Genomic DNA, 17,420 nt, shown 5'->3' with positions numbered 1-17,420 from the left:
GCGGACAGTAGGGTTGGGATCATCAGGACGCCAAACCAGCCTACATACAGGCGGTTGTCGGTTGATGTGACCCAATCGCAGAACCGTTGCCATACGTTGGCGCTTTCGCGTCTTTGTAAGGTTGTGGTCATGTTTTTATGATTGCTTTGAATTTTCTAGGTTCGAGGTAGTAATTTCTCTACCTTGTTTTCAAGATTAACTCATCTATTGAGTTTTGTAAAGCTTTTTCAACAAAAATTTTTTCGGCTTCCTGATTCAGCCTGGAGGCCATTTCATCTGGCGTCCGCCCAGAATGTGCAAATGTAGATGGGGTACGGTTTGCCCCCCATCCGAGCCGGTGTTAATGACAACGCGGTAGCCGTTGTCGAGTCCGGCTTTTTCTGCAACATTCTTAACAATCAGTAACAAGTGACCCAGGAGGTCGCGATCCTGAGAATCGGCATCGGCAAGCTGAGGAATCGGCTGCTTGGGAATCACGAGGATGTGAATGGGGGCTTGGGGTTGAATATCTTTAAAGGCAAGTGCCAGATCGTCCTCATACACAATGTCTGCGGGGATTTCGCGGCGGATTATCTTGCTGAAGATGGTTCCTGTCGTTTCACTCATGTTGCTTGGTTATTTCGGTGATTAGCTGTGCTTGCAGCCATTTTAAGCCCGAACGATAAAGCTAAGCGCGATCGCGGGAACTCTAATAAAAGATTCTGTTGGTTGGCTTCTCATAAAACTTGTGACAAACCCGTTTTCATTCAGAAACCGGGTTTGGATTAGGGCGAACATCAACAGCATTATCAAACAAAAGTGGGGCGAGATTGCCATGTTGGCTAGGGTTTGGAGTGCATCTATCGTCGGTATCGATGCGGTGAAGGTGGGGGTTGAAGTCGATGTATCGGGAGGATTGCCAGGAATTGTGCTGGTGGGATTGCCCGACACCGCAGTTCAGGAGTCGAAGGAGAGGGTGAAGGCGGCACTGAAGAACGCTGGTTATGCCTTTCCGATGAAAAAAATTGTGATAAATCTGACACCGGCGGATTTACGAAAGGAAGGCCCCAGCTTTGATTTGCCTATCAGTGTGGGCATCATGGCGGCATCTGAACAGGTGAGTGCCCAGTTGTTAGGAGATTATTTATTCTTAGGGGAAGTTTCCCTAGATGGGAGTCTGCGTCCGGTTGCTGGTGTGCTGCCAATTGCCGCCGCTGCCCAACGGATGGGAATCGCAGGTTTAGTCGTTCCAGCTAATAATGCGCGGGAAGCAGCTGTTGTCAAAGGTCTAGCAGTCTACGGTTTCAAAAATCTGTCTCAAGTGGCTGATTTCCTAAATGAGCCAGAGCGTTATTCGCCAGTGCAGGTGGATGGTAGAGAGGAGTTAGCTAAAACCCACTTCAGCAGTGCAGACTTAAAGGATGTAAAAGGACAGAGCTTTGCCCGTCGTGCCCTAGAAATTGCGGCGGCTGGTGGACATAACTTAGTGTTTGTCGGACCACCGGGAAGTGGGAAGACGATGCTAGCGCGGCGCTTACCGGGGATATTACCGCCGTTAAGCTTTGACGAAGCCCTCGAAGTGACTCAAATCCACTCAGTTGCAGGGTTACTTAAGAATAGAGGATCGCTAGTAAGCGATCGCCCTTACCGCAGTCCTCACCACTCCGCTTCTGGCCCCTCCCTGGTTGGTGGCGGTAGTTTTCCGCGTCCGGGAGAAATATCTTTAGCGCATCGGGGCGTTTTATTTCTGGACGAACTTACAGAATTTAAGCGAGATGTGCTGGAATTCTTGCGTCAGCCGCTTGAAGATGGTTTTGTCACTATCTCCCGCACTCGCCAATCGGTCATGTTTCCGGCTCAGTTTACTTTAGTTGCTAGTACCAATCCCTGTCCGTGCGGTTACTTTGGCGATACGATTCAAGCTTGCACCTGTTCCCCTCGACAGCGAGAACAATACTGGGCAAAGCTTTCTGGCCCTTTGATGGATCGGATCGATTTGCAAGTTGCAGTGAATCGCCTCAAGCCAGAGGAAATTACGCAACAACCGACTGGGGAAGAGTCGGCACCTGTCAGGGAACGAGTAGAAACAGCACGCGATCGCGCTCATACTCGATTTAAAGACGATTCATCTGTGCGTTGCAATGCTCAGATGCAAAGTGGTCATCTGCGGCAATGGTGTCAACTGGATGATGCTTCTCGCCACTTATTAGAAGCCGCCATTCGGAAATTAGGTTTATCCGCAAGAGCAAGCGATCGCATCTTAAAAGTATCGCGTACCATTGCCGATTTAGCTGGGGATGAAGAGCTGAAAACCCACCACGTTGCCGAAGCAATTCAGTATCGCACGATAGATAGAATGCAGTGATATGGAAACAATAAGTCAAGACATTCTTGAAGTCGAGCGTGGCGTCATCTGCCATCAGGTGAATTGTCAGGGACGCATGGGAGCAGGTTTGGCTCTACAAATTCGCGATCGCTGGCCTATTGTCTACGAAGAATATCGCAAGTATAAGGGTCAATGGCAGTTGGGAATGGTGCAATTTGTCAAGGTTACAGATGCACCCTTATACGTTTGCAACTTGGCAGGGCAGTGGAATTATGGTCGTGCTAAGCCTGCTCAAGGTATTATCTACACCGACTATGAAGCGGTGCGGACAGGACTGAAGCAAATCAATGATTGGTCAACCGAAAATAATCTTCCGGTTTATATCCCTTATGGTATGTCCTGTGGGCTTGCAGGTGGAGATTGGAACCTTGTCCAAGCCATCATCGAACAGGAGTGTCCTCATGCCATCATCTGTCGCAAGCCAGAAGAGGGCTAGAGATTGTTTCTGTTAACAATGAAGTGATTTGTGCGCGACGATTACCAGCACGAACGAACAGATTTATAGATAAAGAAGTAGTGGTAAAGGGAGGTTAGCAATCGCATTTTTTTGAATTAACCTTAATTTTGCCATTTCAACGGAGATGAAGACCTCAAGACCCATTATGTTGCCGAAGCAATTTAGTATTGCATATTCGATAGAATGCAGTAATTAAGATGAGTTTTTGCCCTGAAAAAGGCACAAAATATGCATTACAATCTTAGTTTCTTAATTTCTTCCAGCAGGTTTTGATACTGTTCTTTATTTCCTTGCCTCTGAAACAAGTTAGCAGCTTTTTGAAAATCCTCAAATGCCTTTTTCTTGTCTCCTAAACTGCGGTGAGAAATTCCTCGGTCGTAATAACCGTAGGCATAATCAGGATTAATTTCGATAGCTCGATCGAAGTCTTTGATTGATTCTTGATAATTTCCAACCCGTTGCTGAGCCAATCCTCGATAATCGTAGGCAAAGAAATTCATTGGGGAAAGGCGGATTGCCTGACTATAGTCTTCTGCTGCTCCCTGATAGTCTCTCAGAAATGTACGGGAAGTACCTCGCTCTAAGTAAGCTAAAACATAATTAGGGTTGCGCTGAATTACTTGGTTGTAATCCTCAATTGCTTGCTGATAATCTTTTAAATCCTGGCGGGACTTACCTCGATATAAGTAAGCTGCAACATAATTAGGATTAAGCTGAAGTGCCTGGTTAAACTCCTCAATGGCTTCTTGCTTATCTCCTTTGTCATAAAGAGCAATCCCTCGTGCGTAGTGCGAAATCGCCTTGTTAGAATTGCTACCCTGAGTCTGGTAATTTTCTGATGGATCGGCGATCGCTACTAAAGGTGCAGTACTGATAATTGCTGTTACTGTTACCGAGGTGACTAAAAAGACAGATAAAGAATTCAAATTGAGAAAATTACAAGTCATCCTTAACTCCTTAATAAATCAAATTAGGGATTTTTCGACAAGAAGCATTTTTTGAGTCGCGGCATATCTGACCGTCAGTTGTACAATAAAACGGTTGTATTCTGCGACACTTGCTGTGATCGAGCGTTATACGTTGCCTGAGATGGGCAACCTGTGGACTGACACCTATAAACTGAAGACGTGGCTCCAGGTTGAAATTGCAGTCTGTGAAGCCCAAGCTGAACTGGGTTATATTCCAACCCAGGCGGTAGAGGAAATTAAGGCGAAGGCTAATTTTGACCCGAAGCGGGTGCTAGAAATTGAGGCTGAAGTCCGCCACGATATGATCGCGTTCTTGACAAACGTCAATGAATATGTAGGCGACGCGGGGCGCTATATTCACCTGGGATTAACCAGTTCGGATGTGCTGGATACAGCTTTGGCGCTGCAACTGGTAGCCAGCTTGGATGTGTTGCTGGCAGGGGTGGAAGATTTGATTGCAGCAATTCGCACTCAAGCACAGCAGCATAAGAATACGGTGATGATTGGGCGATCGCACGGCATTCATGCGGAACCGATTACATTTGGCTTTAAGCTAGCGGGATGGTTGGCAGAAGTATTGCGATCGCGCGATCGCCTTCAGCGTCTTCGCAAAGAAATTGCTGTTGGCAAGATTTCCGGTGCAGTAGGAACCTACGCCAATATTGAGCCGAGAGTTGAAGCGATCGCTTGCCAAAAACTGGGGCTTGAACCGGATACAGCATCGACGCAGGTAATTTCGCGCGATCGCCATGCCGATTTTGTACAAACTTTGGCTTTAGTGGCTGCCTCAATTGAGCGATTTGCCGTCGAAATTCGCAACTTGCAACGCACAGATGTCCTAGAAGTTGAAGAATTCTTCTCTAAAGGACAAAAAGGCTCCTCTGCGATGCCGCACAAGCGCAACCCGATTCGTTCGGAGCGACTGACAGGGATGGCACGAGTTGTCCGGGGTCACGCTGTTGCAGCTTTGGAAAATGTCGCCCTTTGGCACGAACGGGACATCTCTCACAGTTCCGTGGAACGGATGATCCTGCCTGATTCCTGCACGATAACGCACTTCATGTTAGCGGAAATAACCGATTTGGTGAAAAACCTACTGGTTTATCCCGAAAACATGGAGCGGAATATGAATTGCTACGGCGGTGTCGTCTTTAGCCAGCGAGTCATGCTCACGCTGGTAGAAAAAGGAATGAGCCGCGAGGACGCCTATGCAACGGTGCAGTCTTGCGCTCATCAAGCGTGGAATAAAACCGATGGCGATTTCCACGATTTGATTGCTAAAGACAGCCGCGTTACACAGCATCTTTCTTCAGAAGAAGTTGAGGCGTGTTTCGCTCCCCAGCATCATTTGCAGCATTTAGACGAGATTTATCAACGTTTGGGGATTTGAGGAACCGCCAAGATGCGCTAGCAAAGCCATGCGCGTTAGCGCTATAGAGCGCGAAGGAAGAAAGAGAAGAAAACGCTTCTTTTTCTTCCTTTGTGTCCTTCGCGCCTTCGCGGTTTATTCCCGTTCCACCCTGTACCCCAAATCTGCTAAATGTAGTCGAGACTGCCGCCATTTCGGCTGCACTTTCACAAATAACTCCAGATAAACTTTCCCCGCAATTAACTTTTGGATTTGTTCTCGGGCGGCACTACCAATCGCTTTGAGCATCGTTCCGCCTTTGCCAATCAAAATCCCCTTTTGCGAGTCGCGTTCAACGTAGATAGTCGCCAGAAGGCGAGTAATCGTTGGTTCTTCCTCCACCATGTCAATCGTAACGGCGACTGAGTGGGGAACTTCTTCGCGGGTTAGCAGCAAAATTTGTTCTCGAATCAGTTCCCCCATGATGAAGCGTTCCGGCTGGTCGGTAACATAATCAGGAGGATAATAGTATGGCCCTGGTTCTAGGCGATCGCTGAGTAGTTGCTGCAACGCCTCCACTCCCTCTCCGGTGAGGGCTGAGAACTTCACAATCGGCCAGTTGTAGGGTTCAGCTAACTGCGTATAACTCTCATCAATTTGTTGGGAATCTGAGGTTCGCAGGTCGATTTTGTTCATCCCCAACATCACTGGCGTCTTGGTGCGGCTAAGAATATCGACAATATAGCGATCGCCTCCTCCAGAGTCTACCGCTCCATCCACCACAAACAGCACCAAATCCACCGACTCAATCGCAATCTGGGCATTTTTCACCAACACCTCTCCTAACTGGTGGTGCGGTTTATGAATTCCTGGGGTATCGACAAAAATCATTTGTGCCTCTGGCGTCGTCACGATACCCCGGAGTCGGTTGCGTGTCGTCTGCGCCACTGGCGAAGTGATGGCAATTTTTTGCCCCACCATGTAGTTCATCAATGTAGACTTACCCACATTAGGGCGTCCAATAATCCCAATGAAGCCCGATTTATATCCTTCCGGGGCTTTCGGAATGCTGAAAATTCCTGACTCGTCTAGGATATTTCCCTCGCCTTTATTAACTGCTGCGTTTGTCGTCGTCCCATCTTCCATCATGTTTGCGTTTTTAAAAACCCCTACATCACTGATAATACATACTCTCCTTCGTTAACTGCGTGATTCGTCGCAATATCAAAGACTAAACCAGCGTTCTCCGCACAAACATCAATTAATTTTGGTAATTCCTCTTTATTAAAGCTAATAATTTGATAAAGCCTTTCCCCAGCCTCGATTGAAGCACCTAGTTTGACTCTCGATTGGATCATTCCTCCCCTAGGCGCATAATATTTTTTTAGGGTGCTTTTTGAAACAAAAGTTACTTTGTGGGATGCCGTTTGCGGTAAAGGAAAATCAGGAATCGATAAAATGTCTTTCTGGGCTAAGTAATTTTTGATGCCTTGGACTCCTTTCCCCACTGATTCTGGATTCATTTGCATTCCCGAACCCAGTTCTAGCGTCCAAGATTCTTTATCAAAGACTATCGGTTTTCCTAGAGTTTCGAGCTGATTTTCTAAGGCTAACCAAGGCTTTAGGAAAGCTTCATCAAAAGCATCTCCATCATATTCATTCAGTAAAATTTCATGCTCAAGTAAAAAATACTTGGCACTTTCTTCCCTACGGTGGAAGCCATATAAGTAATCTATTGCTTGATTAGACGAGCTATGGATATCGATTACATAATCGGCATCTAGACACAAAGATTGTAATTGATAGCGGTATCGTTCATTAAAAGGCGATCCACTGGGAGAATTGAGTTTTTCTAAAAGCTTATCAAAAATTGTTTTAATACGCTTAAAATATTCGTCCTGTATAGCATCAACCTCAAGATTGATGTGATATTTTGCAAAGTCTTCTAAATCTTCACATTCCTTTTCATAGTCCCAAAAGATGCGATTCCAGTCTTTGCCATCGCTGGGATTGTATCGACCTGTGGAAAAATAATGAGTCCGCTGATTGGTACTGATGGGATTGCAAACAGGAACTAGCCAAATTTCACCGTTAAGCTGGGTATCATTGATACTAATCAAAAACTCGATTAGCTGGTGAATGACAGCATTGCCAACAATCTCTGCACCGTGCAGATTGGCTTGTAAATATGTTTTTTTACCAGGGTTAGCACCGATAAATTTATAAACTTGAATCGAGAGGCGATCGCCTGAAGCTAATTGTTGAATTGGTACTGTAGAAATAGTAGGAATCATGGAGAAATTATCTTACATTAATATACCTTGGCGAATGAAATTCGCGGCTACACAGACGAAACCCGCCTCCGCAGGTTTTAATGTTATCTGCGAAAGCAGACTTTGTTTGTATAGCCGTGATTTCTAATCACTAGGTAACTTACAAATAAATCATGTACCGGGTAAGGTACGCAAACGCTCATCCAAATGAATGCGATCGCTTAAAGCATGAAGTAATGGCCCATGAGCGCCAAACTCCACTATACTGACCGAACCCACCGGACATCCCAAGCGAAAACGAAAGCGTCCGACATCAATTCCCAGCAAGCTACACAGCATAATTCGGATAGTCGCTTTGTGTGCAACAATCAAAACATTGCCGTTGTTAAACCGCTGCTTGATTTCTTCAATCACTTGTAACGAACGGTGAGCGATCGCTACTGCTAATTCTCCCTCAGTCGGCGGATACCAAGCAGGATCGGCAGTCCAGCGAATATAATCATCGTGATACTCCCGGTCAACGGTTTCTATAGTTTTTCCTTCCCACTTACCATAGTTAATCTCTTTCAAACCGTCCCGCAATTCCATCTGCATCCCCACAGCTTCACACAGCGGTTTTGCAGTTGCTACGGTACGCCGCATTGGACTACAAAAAATAGCATTCCAAGGTAGGGAACGATAGGTAACAGCAAAAGCTTTTGCCATCTCTAGTCCATCTGGCGTCAAATCTGGATCTATGGAACCACAGAAAACATTATCTCGGCTGCGGTCTGTCTGTCCGTGGCGGAGGAAATAAAGCTTTAGACTCAAGGTAGTTTTCTCCGATTATCTGAGTTAAGGATACAACCACCTTTGGTAGAACGATGTTTTTAGGCGCACCTTAGCAAAGTCTATTCGTGAGTAGTACCATCAGGCATAATTGCGCCGCTGAGCTTTGCCTTGCGATCTCCTTGTCCCAGAATTACCCCATTTATATTGGCTCCTTTCAGGTTTGCCTTTTCCAGATTTGCCCCTTCCAAATTTGCCCCACGCAGGTCTGCTAAATTAAGATTAGCCCCACTCAATTTTCCCCAACTGAGGTTAACCCCACACAGGTTTGCCCTTTCCAAATTTGCCCCATTCAAATTTGCCAGAAGTGTTAACCCAAGCAGATTTGCCCCAGCTAAATTAGCGCCACTGAAGTTTGTGCGGTCTGAAATTTGTGCGTTTTTTAGATTCACATCACGCATATCTGCCGCTGTTAAGTTTGCTCCAATTAGGTTTGCTGCCGTTAGGTTTACTGTCGTTAAGCTTGCCGCTGTTAGGTTGGCTCCATTTAAATTTGCCTCACTTAAGTTAGCTCCACTCAAATTTGCCTGAAGGAGTTTTGCACTACTCAAATTTGCCTTAGTTAGGTTTGCCCCTGTCAAGTTAGCTGTACTCAAATCGGCACCATTCAGGCTAATTGTATTTAGGTTTGCGCGGTGGAGATTCGCACCAGTTAGGTTTACTTGATTCAGGTTAGTACCAGCCAAGTTAGCACTTTGCAGCGGCACGCTAGGAGCAATTAAGTAAGCACCTGCTTTAACAGGATCAAAACCTATCGGGAAGACAGTCGCTGCATTATAAAGTGCTTGCTGAAGCTCGACGCCCTGAAGGTTTGCCCCTTCAAGATTGACCTCAAACAGGTCTGCATTACTCAGATTGGCATTACTAAGGTCTGCATTCATCAACTTTGCATTCCTCAAGTTTGCCCTATTCAATTTAACTCCACTGAGATTAGCTGCACTCAGGTCTACCTTACCGTACAAAGCAGCAGCGATGAGATTTATTCCAGCTAGGTTAATACCAGTAAAATCTCTTTGTCCTTCGTTATAGCGCTCCAAAAATTCTTCAGCACTGATAGGCTTTCCTTGACTCTTTTCTTCGGATAGATAAGCTTCGATTAGCAGCATATCTCCAAAATATCCCAGCAGCAGAGTCATTTTTGCTACTTTGAATTTTTCATCACTGAAAACAGTGACTGTTCGCTCTTGTTGAGGAGATGGATCAATTTTCTCCTCTTGCTCAGTCTCAGCAACATCCGCATTTCCCAAACTATCAGATGTGTCTACCACCGATTCGCTAGACGGTGCAATTCTTGGTGGTGTCAGCGATTCCTGGCGTTGTTGCAAACAAGCGACTTGCTTAGATAGCTGCGCGATTTGCTGTAACTCAGGGCGAGTGTCGAATTGTTTTTTTAGTTCATCAAAATAGTGTTTAAGCCAAGTAATGTTTTGCTTCCGAACATTTAACTCGTTTTCCAGGCGTTCAATCTTCGATATCAGAGACGCTATATCCTGTTCTTTGTCAGCCATATTCGTTAATTTCCAGCTTACTACAAGTTCGGAAACCTTATTTTTGTAAGCTTTATAATATCTAAACCACTATTGGGCTATCTAATAAGAGCGATCGCTCACAAGAACGTCCTAAACTCCTTGCTCAACCAAAACTCTTTGAACGCCGACAAATTCCAGCGACTCTGCTGTTTCTTCCTCGACTTCTAAATAAAGCTCGATGGCTTCTCGAATGCTTTCCATGAGTTCATCTAAGGATTTTGCTTGCGTATGGCAACCAGGAACACTTGGCACGGAAGCAACAAAGTACCCCTCAGAACTAGGCTCAATAATTACGTTAAATTTTCTGCCCTTTTTTAGCCTTTCACCACTTCAAAAATGCGGCATCGCTTCCCTGCTCGCGCCTAATTTTTGAATCTTCTTCAAACCAAGTGATAATCTGCTCTGGTGTTAAATCTTCAATAACAACACCGTACTCTTCGGCGATGTGTTTCAACACTCTTAAGGATGAAATGGTTAATCTTGTTATAAATTTTTCATGAGTTTGAAGCAGTGCTGAATCTACCTTAACCGCTTCTTCGTAGGTTAAAAACTGTTCTGATGGTTGCTGTGGTTGAGTCATAAATATTTTTAGTTACTGTTCCTTAATTAAATAGCCGCAGCGATGTTCTCCGTTAATAATCCAGTGCGTCCGTTCTACTTTACAATCTTGCAGAGCAGCAGCAAACATTTCTAATTCATGTCCGCAAACGCTGGGGAAAGACGAGGCGACGTGGGAAATGGCACAGTTATGTTCTACCAATATAAATTGAGTATCGTTTTCCTCCAGAGGATACCACTCTGCCATATAGCCTTCAGCTTTGCGGAGTTCGACTAATTTGGCAACGCGATCGCGCAAATTTCCCTTACCCAGCCTGACTTGATATTCCATCGCCTTGCGTTCCCAGTGCTTTCGCAACACGGTACTTGCTTGCTCATAACCGAGCGTTTCTGTCAAGGTGTCTAGGAAATCAACGGCAAACTCTCCGTAACGACTGGGGAAGCGAGGCGCTAAAAGCGCCGCTACGCTAACGCGCCCTTCTTGACTCAGCTCGTAGACGTGCTGCGGGCGTCCCATCGCCGCAGGCACCGATTGATGGACGATCAGCCCTTCTGTCTCCAAATCCTTCAGATGACGCCGAATCGCCTGCGGACTTACCTCAAAGGCGTCAGCCAGCTCCTGAGCCGTGGCTTGACCTGTTTTCAGTAAATGTTGCAAGATGTCATGTTTGGTGGAAGGCTGCTGAGTAATCGCCATCGTCTTGCGGTAAAATTCCTACTGGACTTTGACAACATCTATGTTGCTAAAGTATTTTAAAATAGAATTAAGTAAAGCAACAAGCCTGTTGTTTTACTATTGTAGTTGCAGTTTGACTGGGCGATCTACTCCGGACGCCCATGCCCTGAGCCTGCCATCCTGAGAGATTTGTCCGACACAAACACGCGAGAACACTTTTATCTATGACTGCTAGCGTTAAAACCTTAGTCAATCAGCCCTATAAATACGGCTTTGTCACTGACATTGAAACAGATAGCATTCCTCGCGGACTTAGTGAGGACGTTGTTCGCCTGATCTCCGCCAAGAAAGAAGAACCGGAGTTCATGCTAGAGTTTCGCCTCAAAGCCTATCGGCAATGGCTGAAGATGACAGAACCAACTTGGCCTCATGTCAAGTATCCGGCTATTGACTACCAGGACATCATCTACTACTCCGCGCCGAAGCAAAAGCCCAAAAAGCTGGGTAGCCTAGATGAAGTCGATCCAACTTTGTTAGAAGCCTACGAGAAGCTAGGGATTTCGCTTTCAGAGCAAAAGCGGTTGTCTAACGTTGCCGTAGATGCCATCTTCGACAGTGTTTCAGTTGCCACAACATTTAAAGAGAAGCTAGCCAAAGACGGCGTGATCTTCTGTTCCATCTCCGAAGCTTTGCGGGAACACCCCGAACTGGTGCAGAAGTACCTCGGCAGCGTTGTGCCAGTAGCAGATAATTACTTCGCCGCCCTCAACTCAGCCGTATTCAGCGATGGTTCCTTCGTCTACATCCCCAAAGGCACCAAATGCCCGATGGAACTCTCCACCTACTTCCGCATCAACAGCGGAGATACGGGGCAGTTTGAGCGCACGCTAATTATTGCCGAGGAAGGAAGTTCTGTGTCATATCTGGAAGGCTGCACAGCACCGATGTTTGACACCAACCAGCTGCACGCGGCTGTCGTGGAACTGGTTGCCCTCGACAACGCTGAAATTAAATACTCCACGGTACAAAACTGGTACCCCGGAGACGAAAACGGCAAAGGCGGTATTTACAACTTTGTCACCAAGCGCGGGCTGTGTCAGGGAGTCAATTCCAAGATTTCTTGGACGCAGGTAGAAACGGGTTCCGCAATTACCTGGAAATACCCAAGTTGCGTGCTAGTTGGCGATAATTCCGTGGGTGAGTTTTACTCCGTTGCCCTCACCAATCATATGCAGCAAGCCGACACCGGAACCAAAATGGTGCATATCGGCAAAAACACTCGCAGCACGATTATTTCCAAGGGAATTTCGGCGGGTAAGTCGGCAAATAGCTATCGCGGTTTGGTGAAAATTGGCCCCAAGGCAAAGGGCGCGAGAAATTATTCTCAGTGCGACTCAATGCTGATTGGCGATAATGCCCAAGCGAATACTTTCCCTTATATCCAGGTGCAAAATAACACCGGAAAAGTGGAACATGAAGCTTCTACCTCGAAAATTGGGGAAGAACAGCTGTTCTTTTTCTCGCAGCGGGGCATTTCGGCAGAAGATGCTATTTCGATGATGATTAGCGGCTTCTGTAAGGATGTGTTTAATCAGCTGCCGATGGAATTTGCTGTAGAAGCTGATAGGTTGTTGAGCATGAAGTTAGAAGGCAGTGTGGGATAAATGAAACTACGGATAAACACAGATAAACGCCGATAAATTATCCGTGTTATCTGTGTTTATCTATGGTTGAATTTCTTTACTCAAAAAGGTAAGGCGGCATTGCCTATTTTTAGGCTGAAATAGAATAAAAAACCGCGAAGACGCTAAGGGCATAGAGGAAGAAGAGAGGAAAGATGATTATTGAAAATAGTGAGGTGATCCTATCAGTTCGGGATCTCACGGCAAATGTTGATGAAACTCCGATTCTTAAGGGTTTGAATCTGGAAGTGAAGGCGGGAGAAATCCATGCCATTATGGGGCCGAATGGTTCCGGAAAAAGCACCTTTTCTAAGGTTTTGGCTGGGCATCCGGCATATGAGGTGACGGGCGGTGAGGTGATTTTTCGGGGGCAAAATCTTCTGGAAATGGAAGCAGAAGAACGTGCTAGGGCTGGGATATTTTTGGCTTTTCAATATCCTTTGGAAATTCCTGGTGTTAGTAATGTGGATTTCCTCAGAGTTGCCTATAATTCCCGTCGCAAGGCTGAGGGATTAGAGGAATTGGATGCTTTTGATTTTGATGAGTTGGTGCATGAAAAGCTGGATGTGGTAAAGATGAATCCTGCTTTCCTTAGCCGCAGTGTGAATGAAGGTTTTTCTGGTGGTGAGAAGAAGCGGAACGAGATTCTGCAAATGGCACTGCTAGAACCAAAGTTAGCGATTTTGGATGAAACGGATTCAGGGTTAGATATTGACGCGCTGAAGATTGTGGCGGATGGTGTGAATCAGCTGGCGAATGCAGAGAATGCGATGCTGGTGATTACTCACTATCAGCGGCTACTGAATTACATCGTGCCAGATTTCGTTCACGTCATGGAAGCCGGACGAATTATTACCAGTGGTGGTAAAGAATTGGCGTTGGAATTGGAATCTCGCGGTTATGAGTGGGTAAGGGAAGAAGAAGCAGCTGAGGTGGGTGCAAAATGACAATTCAAGTAACTTCTATCCCCAATCCAGAAGAAGTAGGATTAAAGTCTGCTACGACTAATCGAGATGCCAAGCTGGTTGAGTTGTTAAACTTGTCTCGCAGTCAAGAATTACAGGTACTCGATCCAGAGATGGTCGGCTGGTTGCAAGAATTACGCGATCGCGCTGCTTCCTGGCTACCTCATCTCAAGTTTCCCACTACCCGCGATGAAGAGTGGCGTGTCACAGACATCTCGCCTTTGTTAAAGTTGTCTTTCCAAGCTGCGAAATCTGCGGATGTACCCCCGTCAGCAATTGAAGGATTGACTTTAGCAGAAGCAGCCGAAAGTCGTCTCGTTTTTGTTAACGGTGTTTATGCACCTGCGCTGTCATCTGTTGCTAATCTGCCAGATGGGATATTTGCCGGAAATTTAGCCCAACTGCCAATAACTTATCGTACTCGCATCGATAATTATTTCGCCCAACAAAAGGGTTTTGATGAGGTATTCACCGCCCTGAATACGGCAGGATTAACGGATGCTGCTGTGGTGTGGGTGGCGAAGAATGTGGTCGTAGAAACACCGATTCATTTGCTGTTTCTGTCTACTTTTAGCGATCGCCCTACCCTCTCTCAGCCACGCTGTTTGGTCGTCGCCGAACCGAACTCTCAAGTAACTCTGATAGAAGATTATTTGCCAGTCGGCGACTGGTGTGCGGATAAAACTCATCCGTACTTAATCAATACAGTTACAGAGATTTGGGTAGAAGAAAATGCTGAAGTTCGCCACAACCGGATACAACGAGATAGTGGCGCAGCGTTTCATATTGGCAAGAGTGCGATCGCGCAATCTCGCAACAGCCGCTACACTTGCAATGCAGTAAGTTTGGGTGGCAAAATATCCCGCCACAACTTAGAAATTTATCAGTTGGGCGAACAAACTGAAACTACCCTCAATGGTTTAACCATGATTTCTGGGGAACAGATTGGCGATACTCACAGCGCCATTATTCTCAACCATCCCCACAGCACAACTCGTCAATTACAAAAGTGTATTGTGGCTGATAAAGCTCATTCCGTATTTAACGGGAAAGTCTTTGTTGCCAAAGCAGCACAATTGACGGACGCCGGACAATTAAATCGGAACTTGCTGTTGTCCCCCAAAGCGAGAGTCGATACTAAACCCCAACTGGAAATCATTGCCGATAACGTGAAATGTACTCACGGTGCAACAGTAAGTCAGTTGGATGATGATGAAGTCTTTTACCTGCAAAGTCGTGGTTTAGACAAAGTGAGTGCTAACAACTTGTTAGTTGACGCTTTTGCGATAGAAATTATCAACCAGATTCCTATCGCTTCTCTGCAAACAAGTCTCTCTCGATGTGTTGCTTGTAGAACCCTCGAATAGTCTGGAATAGGTAATCGGTAATAAGTAATGTAATTTTGAAGAAATAACTTTTACCAGTTACCAATTACCAATTATCAATTACCCATTACCTTATTTACCCATGACTCTTACCAAAGATAGAACACTCGCCGATAAAGTCCGTGCACATTTCCCAATTCTGCACCAAGAAGTCAACGGTAAACCCCTAGTTTATCTAGACAACGCTGCCACATCCCAAAAACCTCTGGCGGTGCTAAACGCCATTCGGGATTACTATGAGCAGTACAATTCAAACGTACACCGGGGCGTTCACACGCTTAGCGCCAAAGCCACAGACGCTTATGAAGGTGCTAGAGACAAAGTTGCTGCTTTTGTAAATGCTGCTTCGCGTCAAGAAATTATCTACACCCGCAACGCTAGCGAAGCGATTAACTTAATCGCTTACAGTTGGGGAATGAACAATTTGCAGCGAGGGGATGAAATCATCCTCTCCGTAATGGAACACCATAGCAATCTAATTCCTTGGCAGTTCGTGGCGCAAAGAACAGGCGCGGTGCTGAAGTTTGTAGAACTAACACCAGACGGAATTTTTGATTTAGAACACTTCAAATCTCTAATTTCCGACAAAACCAAACTGGTTAGCACTGTTTATGTCTCTAACACATTGGGATGTATTAACCCAGTTAAATCGATAACCGAAATTGCTCACAAATACGGTGCCAAAGTCTTAATTGACGCTTGCCAAGCTGCACCTCACATGGTGTTAGACGTGCAAGCCGTAGACTGCGATTGGCTAGTCGCCTCCGGTCACAAAATGTGCGCTCCGACTGGGATTGGCTTCCTCTACGGTAAGCTAGATTTGCTGCGTTCCATGCCTCCCTTTTTAGGCGGTGGGGAGATGATTGCAGATGTATTTCTCGACCATGCTACTTATGCAGATTTACCCCACAAATTTGAAGCCGGAACGCCATCAATTGGGGAAGCGATCGCGCTCGGTGCAGCGGTAGATTATCTTAGTGCCATTGGTATGCACAATATCCATACCTACGAAGCCGAATTAACAGCTTATCTCTTCCAACAGTTGCAGCAAATCCCAGAAATCAAAACTTATGGGCCACAACCCACCAGCACCGGAGAAGGTAGAGCCGCACTCGCTGCGTTCACCGCTGGAGATGTCCACCCTCACGACTTATCCACCATTTTAGATCAAGCTGGCATCGCCATCCGTGCCGGACACCACTGCACCCAACCTTTACACCGCTATCTGAAAGTGCAATCTACTGCACGGGCGAGTTTGTATTTCTACAACACCCGCGAAGAAATTGACGTTTTCATCGCATCTTTGAAAGAAGCTGTCGAATTTTTTGGCAGTATTTTCGGCTAAGTCAACTTAAGCCCTGGCGCATGTAATTCGCGGCTACACAAACTAAGTCCGCCTGCGCGGACTTACAAAACCTTAAAGTTTTGAAACCTGCGTAGGCATGTTTTGTCTGTATAGCTGCGGTTTCAACCACCCCTACAAGTGTAATGCTAGAAAATTGCGTAATTTAAAGTATGATTACCACCTCTATTCCAGCAGAACAAAGAACCGTGCTACCCAACATTAGCTGGGAAACTTTAGAAGTCTTGCCGATAGAAACATGTGAGGATAGAGGCTGGCGGTTTGCTTATGACGGAAGCACTCTAGAACTTATGACCCCGCTTTTTGAACATGAAAACCCCAAAATACAATTTGACCGCTTAATCTTCGCCTTATCTGAAGAATTAGAAATAGAAATTAAAAGCGCTGGTTCTACTACTTTGAAACGACAAATAGCAAATCGAGGCATAGAACCAGATAATTGTTACTATATCCAAAACGAACCAGCCGTCAGAGGGAAGCAGAAACTCGATTTAGAAACAGATCCGCCGCCAGATTTAGCAATTTAAATCGATATTACCAGCAGTTCTGTTAACAAGTTTGATATCTACTCAGCGCTGGCTGTACCCGAACTTTGGAGATATGACGGGCGAGTTTTAAAATTCTATCAGCTAACAGAAGGCAAATATATTGAATCCGAGTTCAGTATTGCCTTTCCCCTAATATTGGTACCTGAAATGAACGGCTTCATTGAGCAAAGTAAAAGCATCAGAGAAATTGCGCTGTTAAAATTATTTCGAGCTTGGCTGAGGGAGAAGATATTATAGTTGAATAGCCATTTTTATTAAAAATTATTATATTCATCAACCCAAAACCGTTTAAATTCGTACATTGTTATAGTGCTAAACTCAAATAATTTCATTTTGCAAATCTAGACTTAATGGTAGTGCTAAACAAGTAATGATGCATTGTAATGATGGATGAAATACCAGATGGCACCGATATGATTTTCTAACAACTTTGAAAAAGACAAGGTTTTTCGCACTAAGCGGGATACCCGCTGTC

General features: G+C 45.5%; 16 protein-coding genes and 3 pseudogenes. 8 read left to right on the top strand and 11 right to left on the bottom strand.

Annotated features, from left to right (window positions below):
* Together NC996_RS27060 and NC996_RS27055 are read right to left on the bottom strand one after the other, a co-directional pair.
* Positions 1-131, bottom strand: a pseudogene (locus NC996_RS27060) (photosystem II q(b) protein); the annotation flags it as partial.
* A gap of 124 nt (positions 132-255) precedes the next feature.
* Positions 256-606 (bottom strand): histidine triad nucleotide-binding protein, encoded by a 351-nt coding sequence (locus tag NC996_RS27055; RefSeq protein WP_190667786.1) that lies wholly within the window; start codon positions 604-606, stop codon positions 256-258.
* Positions 607-814: 208 nt separating this feature from the next.
* Here NC996_RS27055 and NC996_RS27050 point away from each other — a divergent pair, with 208 nt between their 5' ends.
* Together NC996_RS27050 and NC996_RS27045 are read left to right on the top strand one after the other, a co-directional pair.
* The gene (locus tag NC996_RS27050) at positions 815-2,344 is read left to right on the top strand and encodes a YifB family Mg chelatase-like AAA ATPase (RefSeq protein ID WP_190688803.1); all 1,530 of its coding nucleotides are present in this window, start codon (positions 815-817) and stop codon (positions 2,342-2,344) included.
* Position 2,345: 1 nt separating this feature from the next.
* Positions 2,346-2,801, top strand: coding sequence for an Appr-1-p processing protein (locus NC996_RS27045; RefSeq protein ID WP_190688788.1), 456 nt, complete (start codon positions 2,346-2,348; stop codon positions 2,799-2,801).
* A 254-nt stretch (positions 2,802-3,055) separates the two neighbouring features.
* On the opposite strand, the gene NC996_RS27040 is transcribed toward NC996_RS27045, so the two are convergent.
* A complete protein-coding gene (locus NC996_RS27040) occupies positions 3,056-3,769 on the bottom strand; it encodes a tetratricopeptide repeat protein (protein ID WP_190676025.1) in 714 nt (237 codons plus the stop codon).
* Positions 3,770-3,884: 115 nt separating this feature from the next.
* Here NC996_RS27040 and purB point away from each other — a divergent pair, with 115 nt between their 5' ends.
* On the top strand, positions 3,885-5,180 hold the full coding sequence (purB, locus tag NC996_RS27035; RefSeq protein WP_190688800.1) for an adenylosuccinate lyase: 1,296 nt from the start codon (positions 3,885-3,887) through the stop codon (positions 5,178-5,180).
* Between the two features lie 114 nt (positions 5,181-5,294).
* On the opposite strand, the gene era is transcribed toward purB, so the two are convergent.
* The 7 genes from era to sufR all read right to left on the bottom strand — a co-directional run bounded on the left by era (position 5,295) and on the right by sufR (position 11,023).
* Positions 5,295-6,284, bottom strand: coding sequence for a GTPase Era (era, locus tag NC996_RS27030; protein WP_190688797.1), 990 nt, complete (start codon positions 6,282-6,284; stop codon positions 5,295-5,297).
* 23 nt (positions 6,285-6,307) lie between these two features.
* Positions 6,308-7,432: a succinylglutamate desuccinylase/aspartoacylase family protein gene (locus NC996_RS27025; RefSeq protein WP_190688785.1), complete on the bottom strand. Its 1,125-nt coding sequence runs from the start codon at positions 7,430-7,432 to the stop codon at positions 6,308-6,310.
* Between the two features lie 150 nt (positions 7,433-7,582).
* Entirely contained in the window at positions 7,583-8,221 is a 639-nt protein-coding gene (locus tag NC996_RS27020) for a histidine phosphatase family protein (RefSeq protein ID WP_190688783.1), read from the bottom strand.
* A gap of 80 nt (positions 8,222-8,301) precedes the next feature.
* Positions 8,302-9,747, bottom strand: coding sequence for a pentapeptide repeat-containing protein (locus tag NC996_RS27015; RefSeq protein ID WP_242037679.1), 1,446 nt, complete (start codon positions 9,745-9,747; stop codon positions 8,302-8,304).
* A gap of 111 nt (positions 9,748-9,858) precedes the next feature.
* Positions 9,859-10,059, bottom strand: a complete 201-nt coding sequence (locus tag NC996_RS27010; RefSeq protein ID WP_190688791.1) for a type II toxin-antitoxin system HicB family antitoxin — start codon at positions 10,057-10,059, stop codon at positions 9,859-9,861.
* Positions 10,060-10,090: 31 nt separating this feature from the next.
* Positions 10,091-10,348 carry a hypothetical protein gene (locus tag NC996_RS27005; protein ID WP_190688779.1) on the bottom strand — a complete coding sequence of 86 codons (258 nt, stop codon included), beginning with the start codon at positions 10,346-10,348 and terminating at the stop codon, positions 10,091-10,093.
* 12 nt (positions 10,349-10,360) lie between these two features.
* The gene (gene sufR, locus NC996_RS27000; protein ID WP_190688777.1) at positions 10,361-11,023 is read right to left on the bottom strand and encodes an iron-sulfur cluster biosynthesis transcriptional regulator SufR; all 663 of its coding nucleotides are present in this window, start codon (positions 11,021-11,023) and stop codon (positions 10,361-10,363) included.
* A 203-nt stretch (positions 11,024-11,226) separates the two neighbouring features.
* Between sufR and sufB the strand changes: the two genes are divergently transcribed.
* The 5 genes and pseudogenes from sufB (at position 11,227) to NC996_RS26975 (ending at position 17,182) form a co-directional block, all read left to right on the top strand.
* Positions 11,227-12,666, top strand: coding sequence for a Fe-S cluster assembly protein SufB (gene sufB / locus NC996_RS26995; RefSeq protein WP_190412101.1), 1,440 nt, complete (start codon positions 11,227-11,229; stop codon positions 12,664-12,666).
* Between the two features lie 173 nt (positions 12,667-12,839).
* Positions 12,840-13,631: a Fe-S cluster assembly ATPase SufC gene (gene sufC / locus NC996_RS26990; protein WP_190412100.1), complete on the top strand. Its 792-nt coding sequence runs from the start codon at positions 12,840-12,842 to the stop codon at positions 13,629-13,631.
* A complete protein-coding gene (sufD, locus tag NC996_RS26985) occupies positions 13,628-15,016 on the top strand; it encodes a Fe-S cluster assembly protein SufD (RefSeq protein WP_190688773.1) in 1,389 nt (462 codons plus the stop codon). Before sufC ends, sufD begins: the two co-directional genes overlap by 4 nt.
* 100 nt (positions 15,017-15,116) lie before the next feature.
* The gene (locus NC996_RS26980; RefSeq protein ID WP_190688770.1) at positions 15,117-16,379 is read left to right on the top strand and encodes a SufS family cysteine desulfurase; all 1,263 of its coding nucleotides are present in this window, start codon (positions 15,117-15,119) and stop codon (positions 16,377-16,379) included.
* A 170-nt stretch (positions 16,380-16,549) separates the two neighbouring features.
* Positions 16,550-17,182, top strand: a pseudogene (locus tag NC996_RS26975) (Uma2 family endonuclease).
* A 122-nt stretch (positions 17,183-17,304) separates the two neighbouring features.
* Here NC996_RS26975 and NC996_RS26970 read toward each other — a convergent pair.
* A pseudogene (locus NC996_RS26970) lies at positions 17,305-17,420 on the bottom strand (IS1 family transposase); the annotation flags it as partial.

It is taken from the genome of Trichocoleus sp. ST-U2 (genome assembly GCF_039961875.1).
GTDB lineage: Bacteria > Cyanobacteriota > Cyanobacteriia > Cyanobacteriales > FACHB-T130 > FACHB-T130.
The sequence above is the reverse complement of the archived record's forward strand: the minus strand, read 5'-3'. Positions and strand labels throughout refer to the sequence as shown.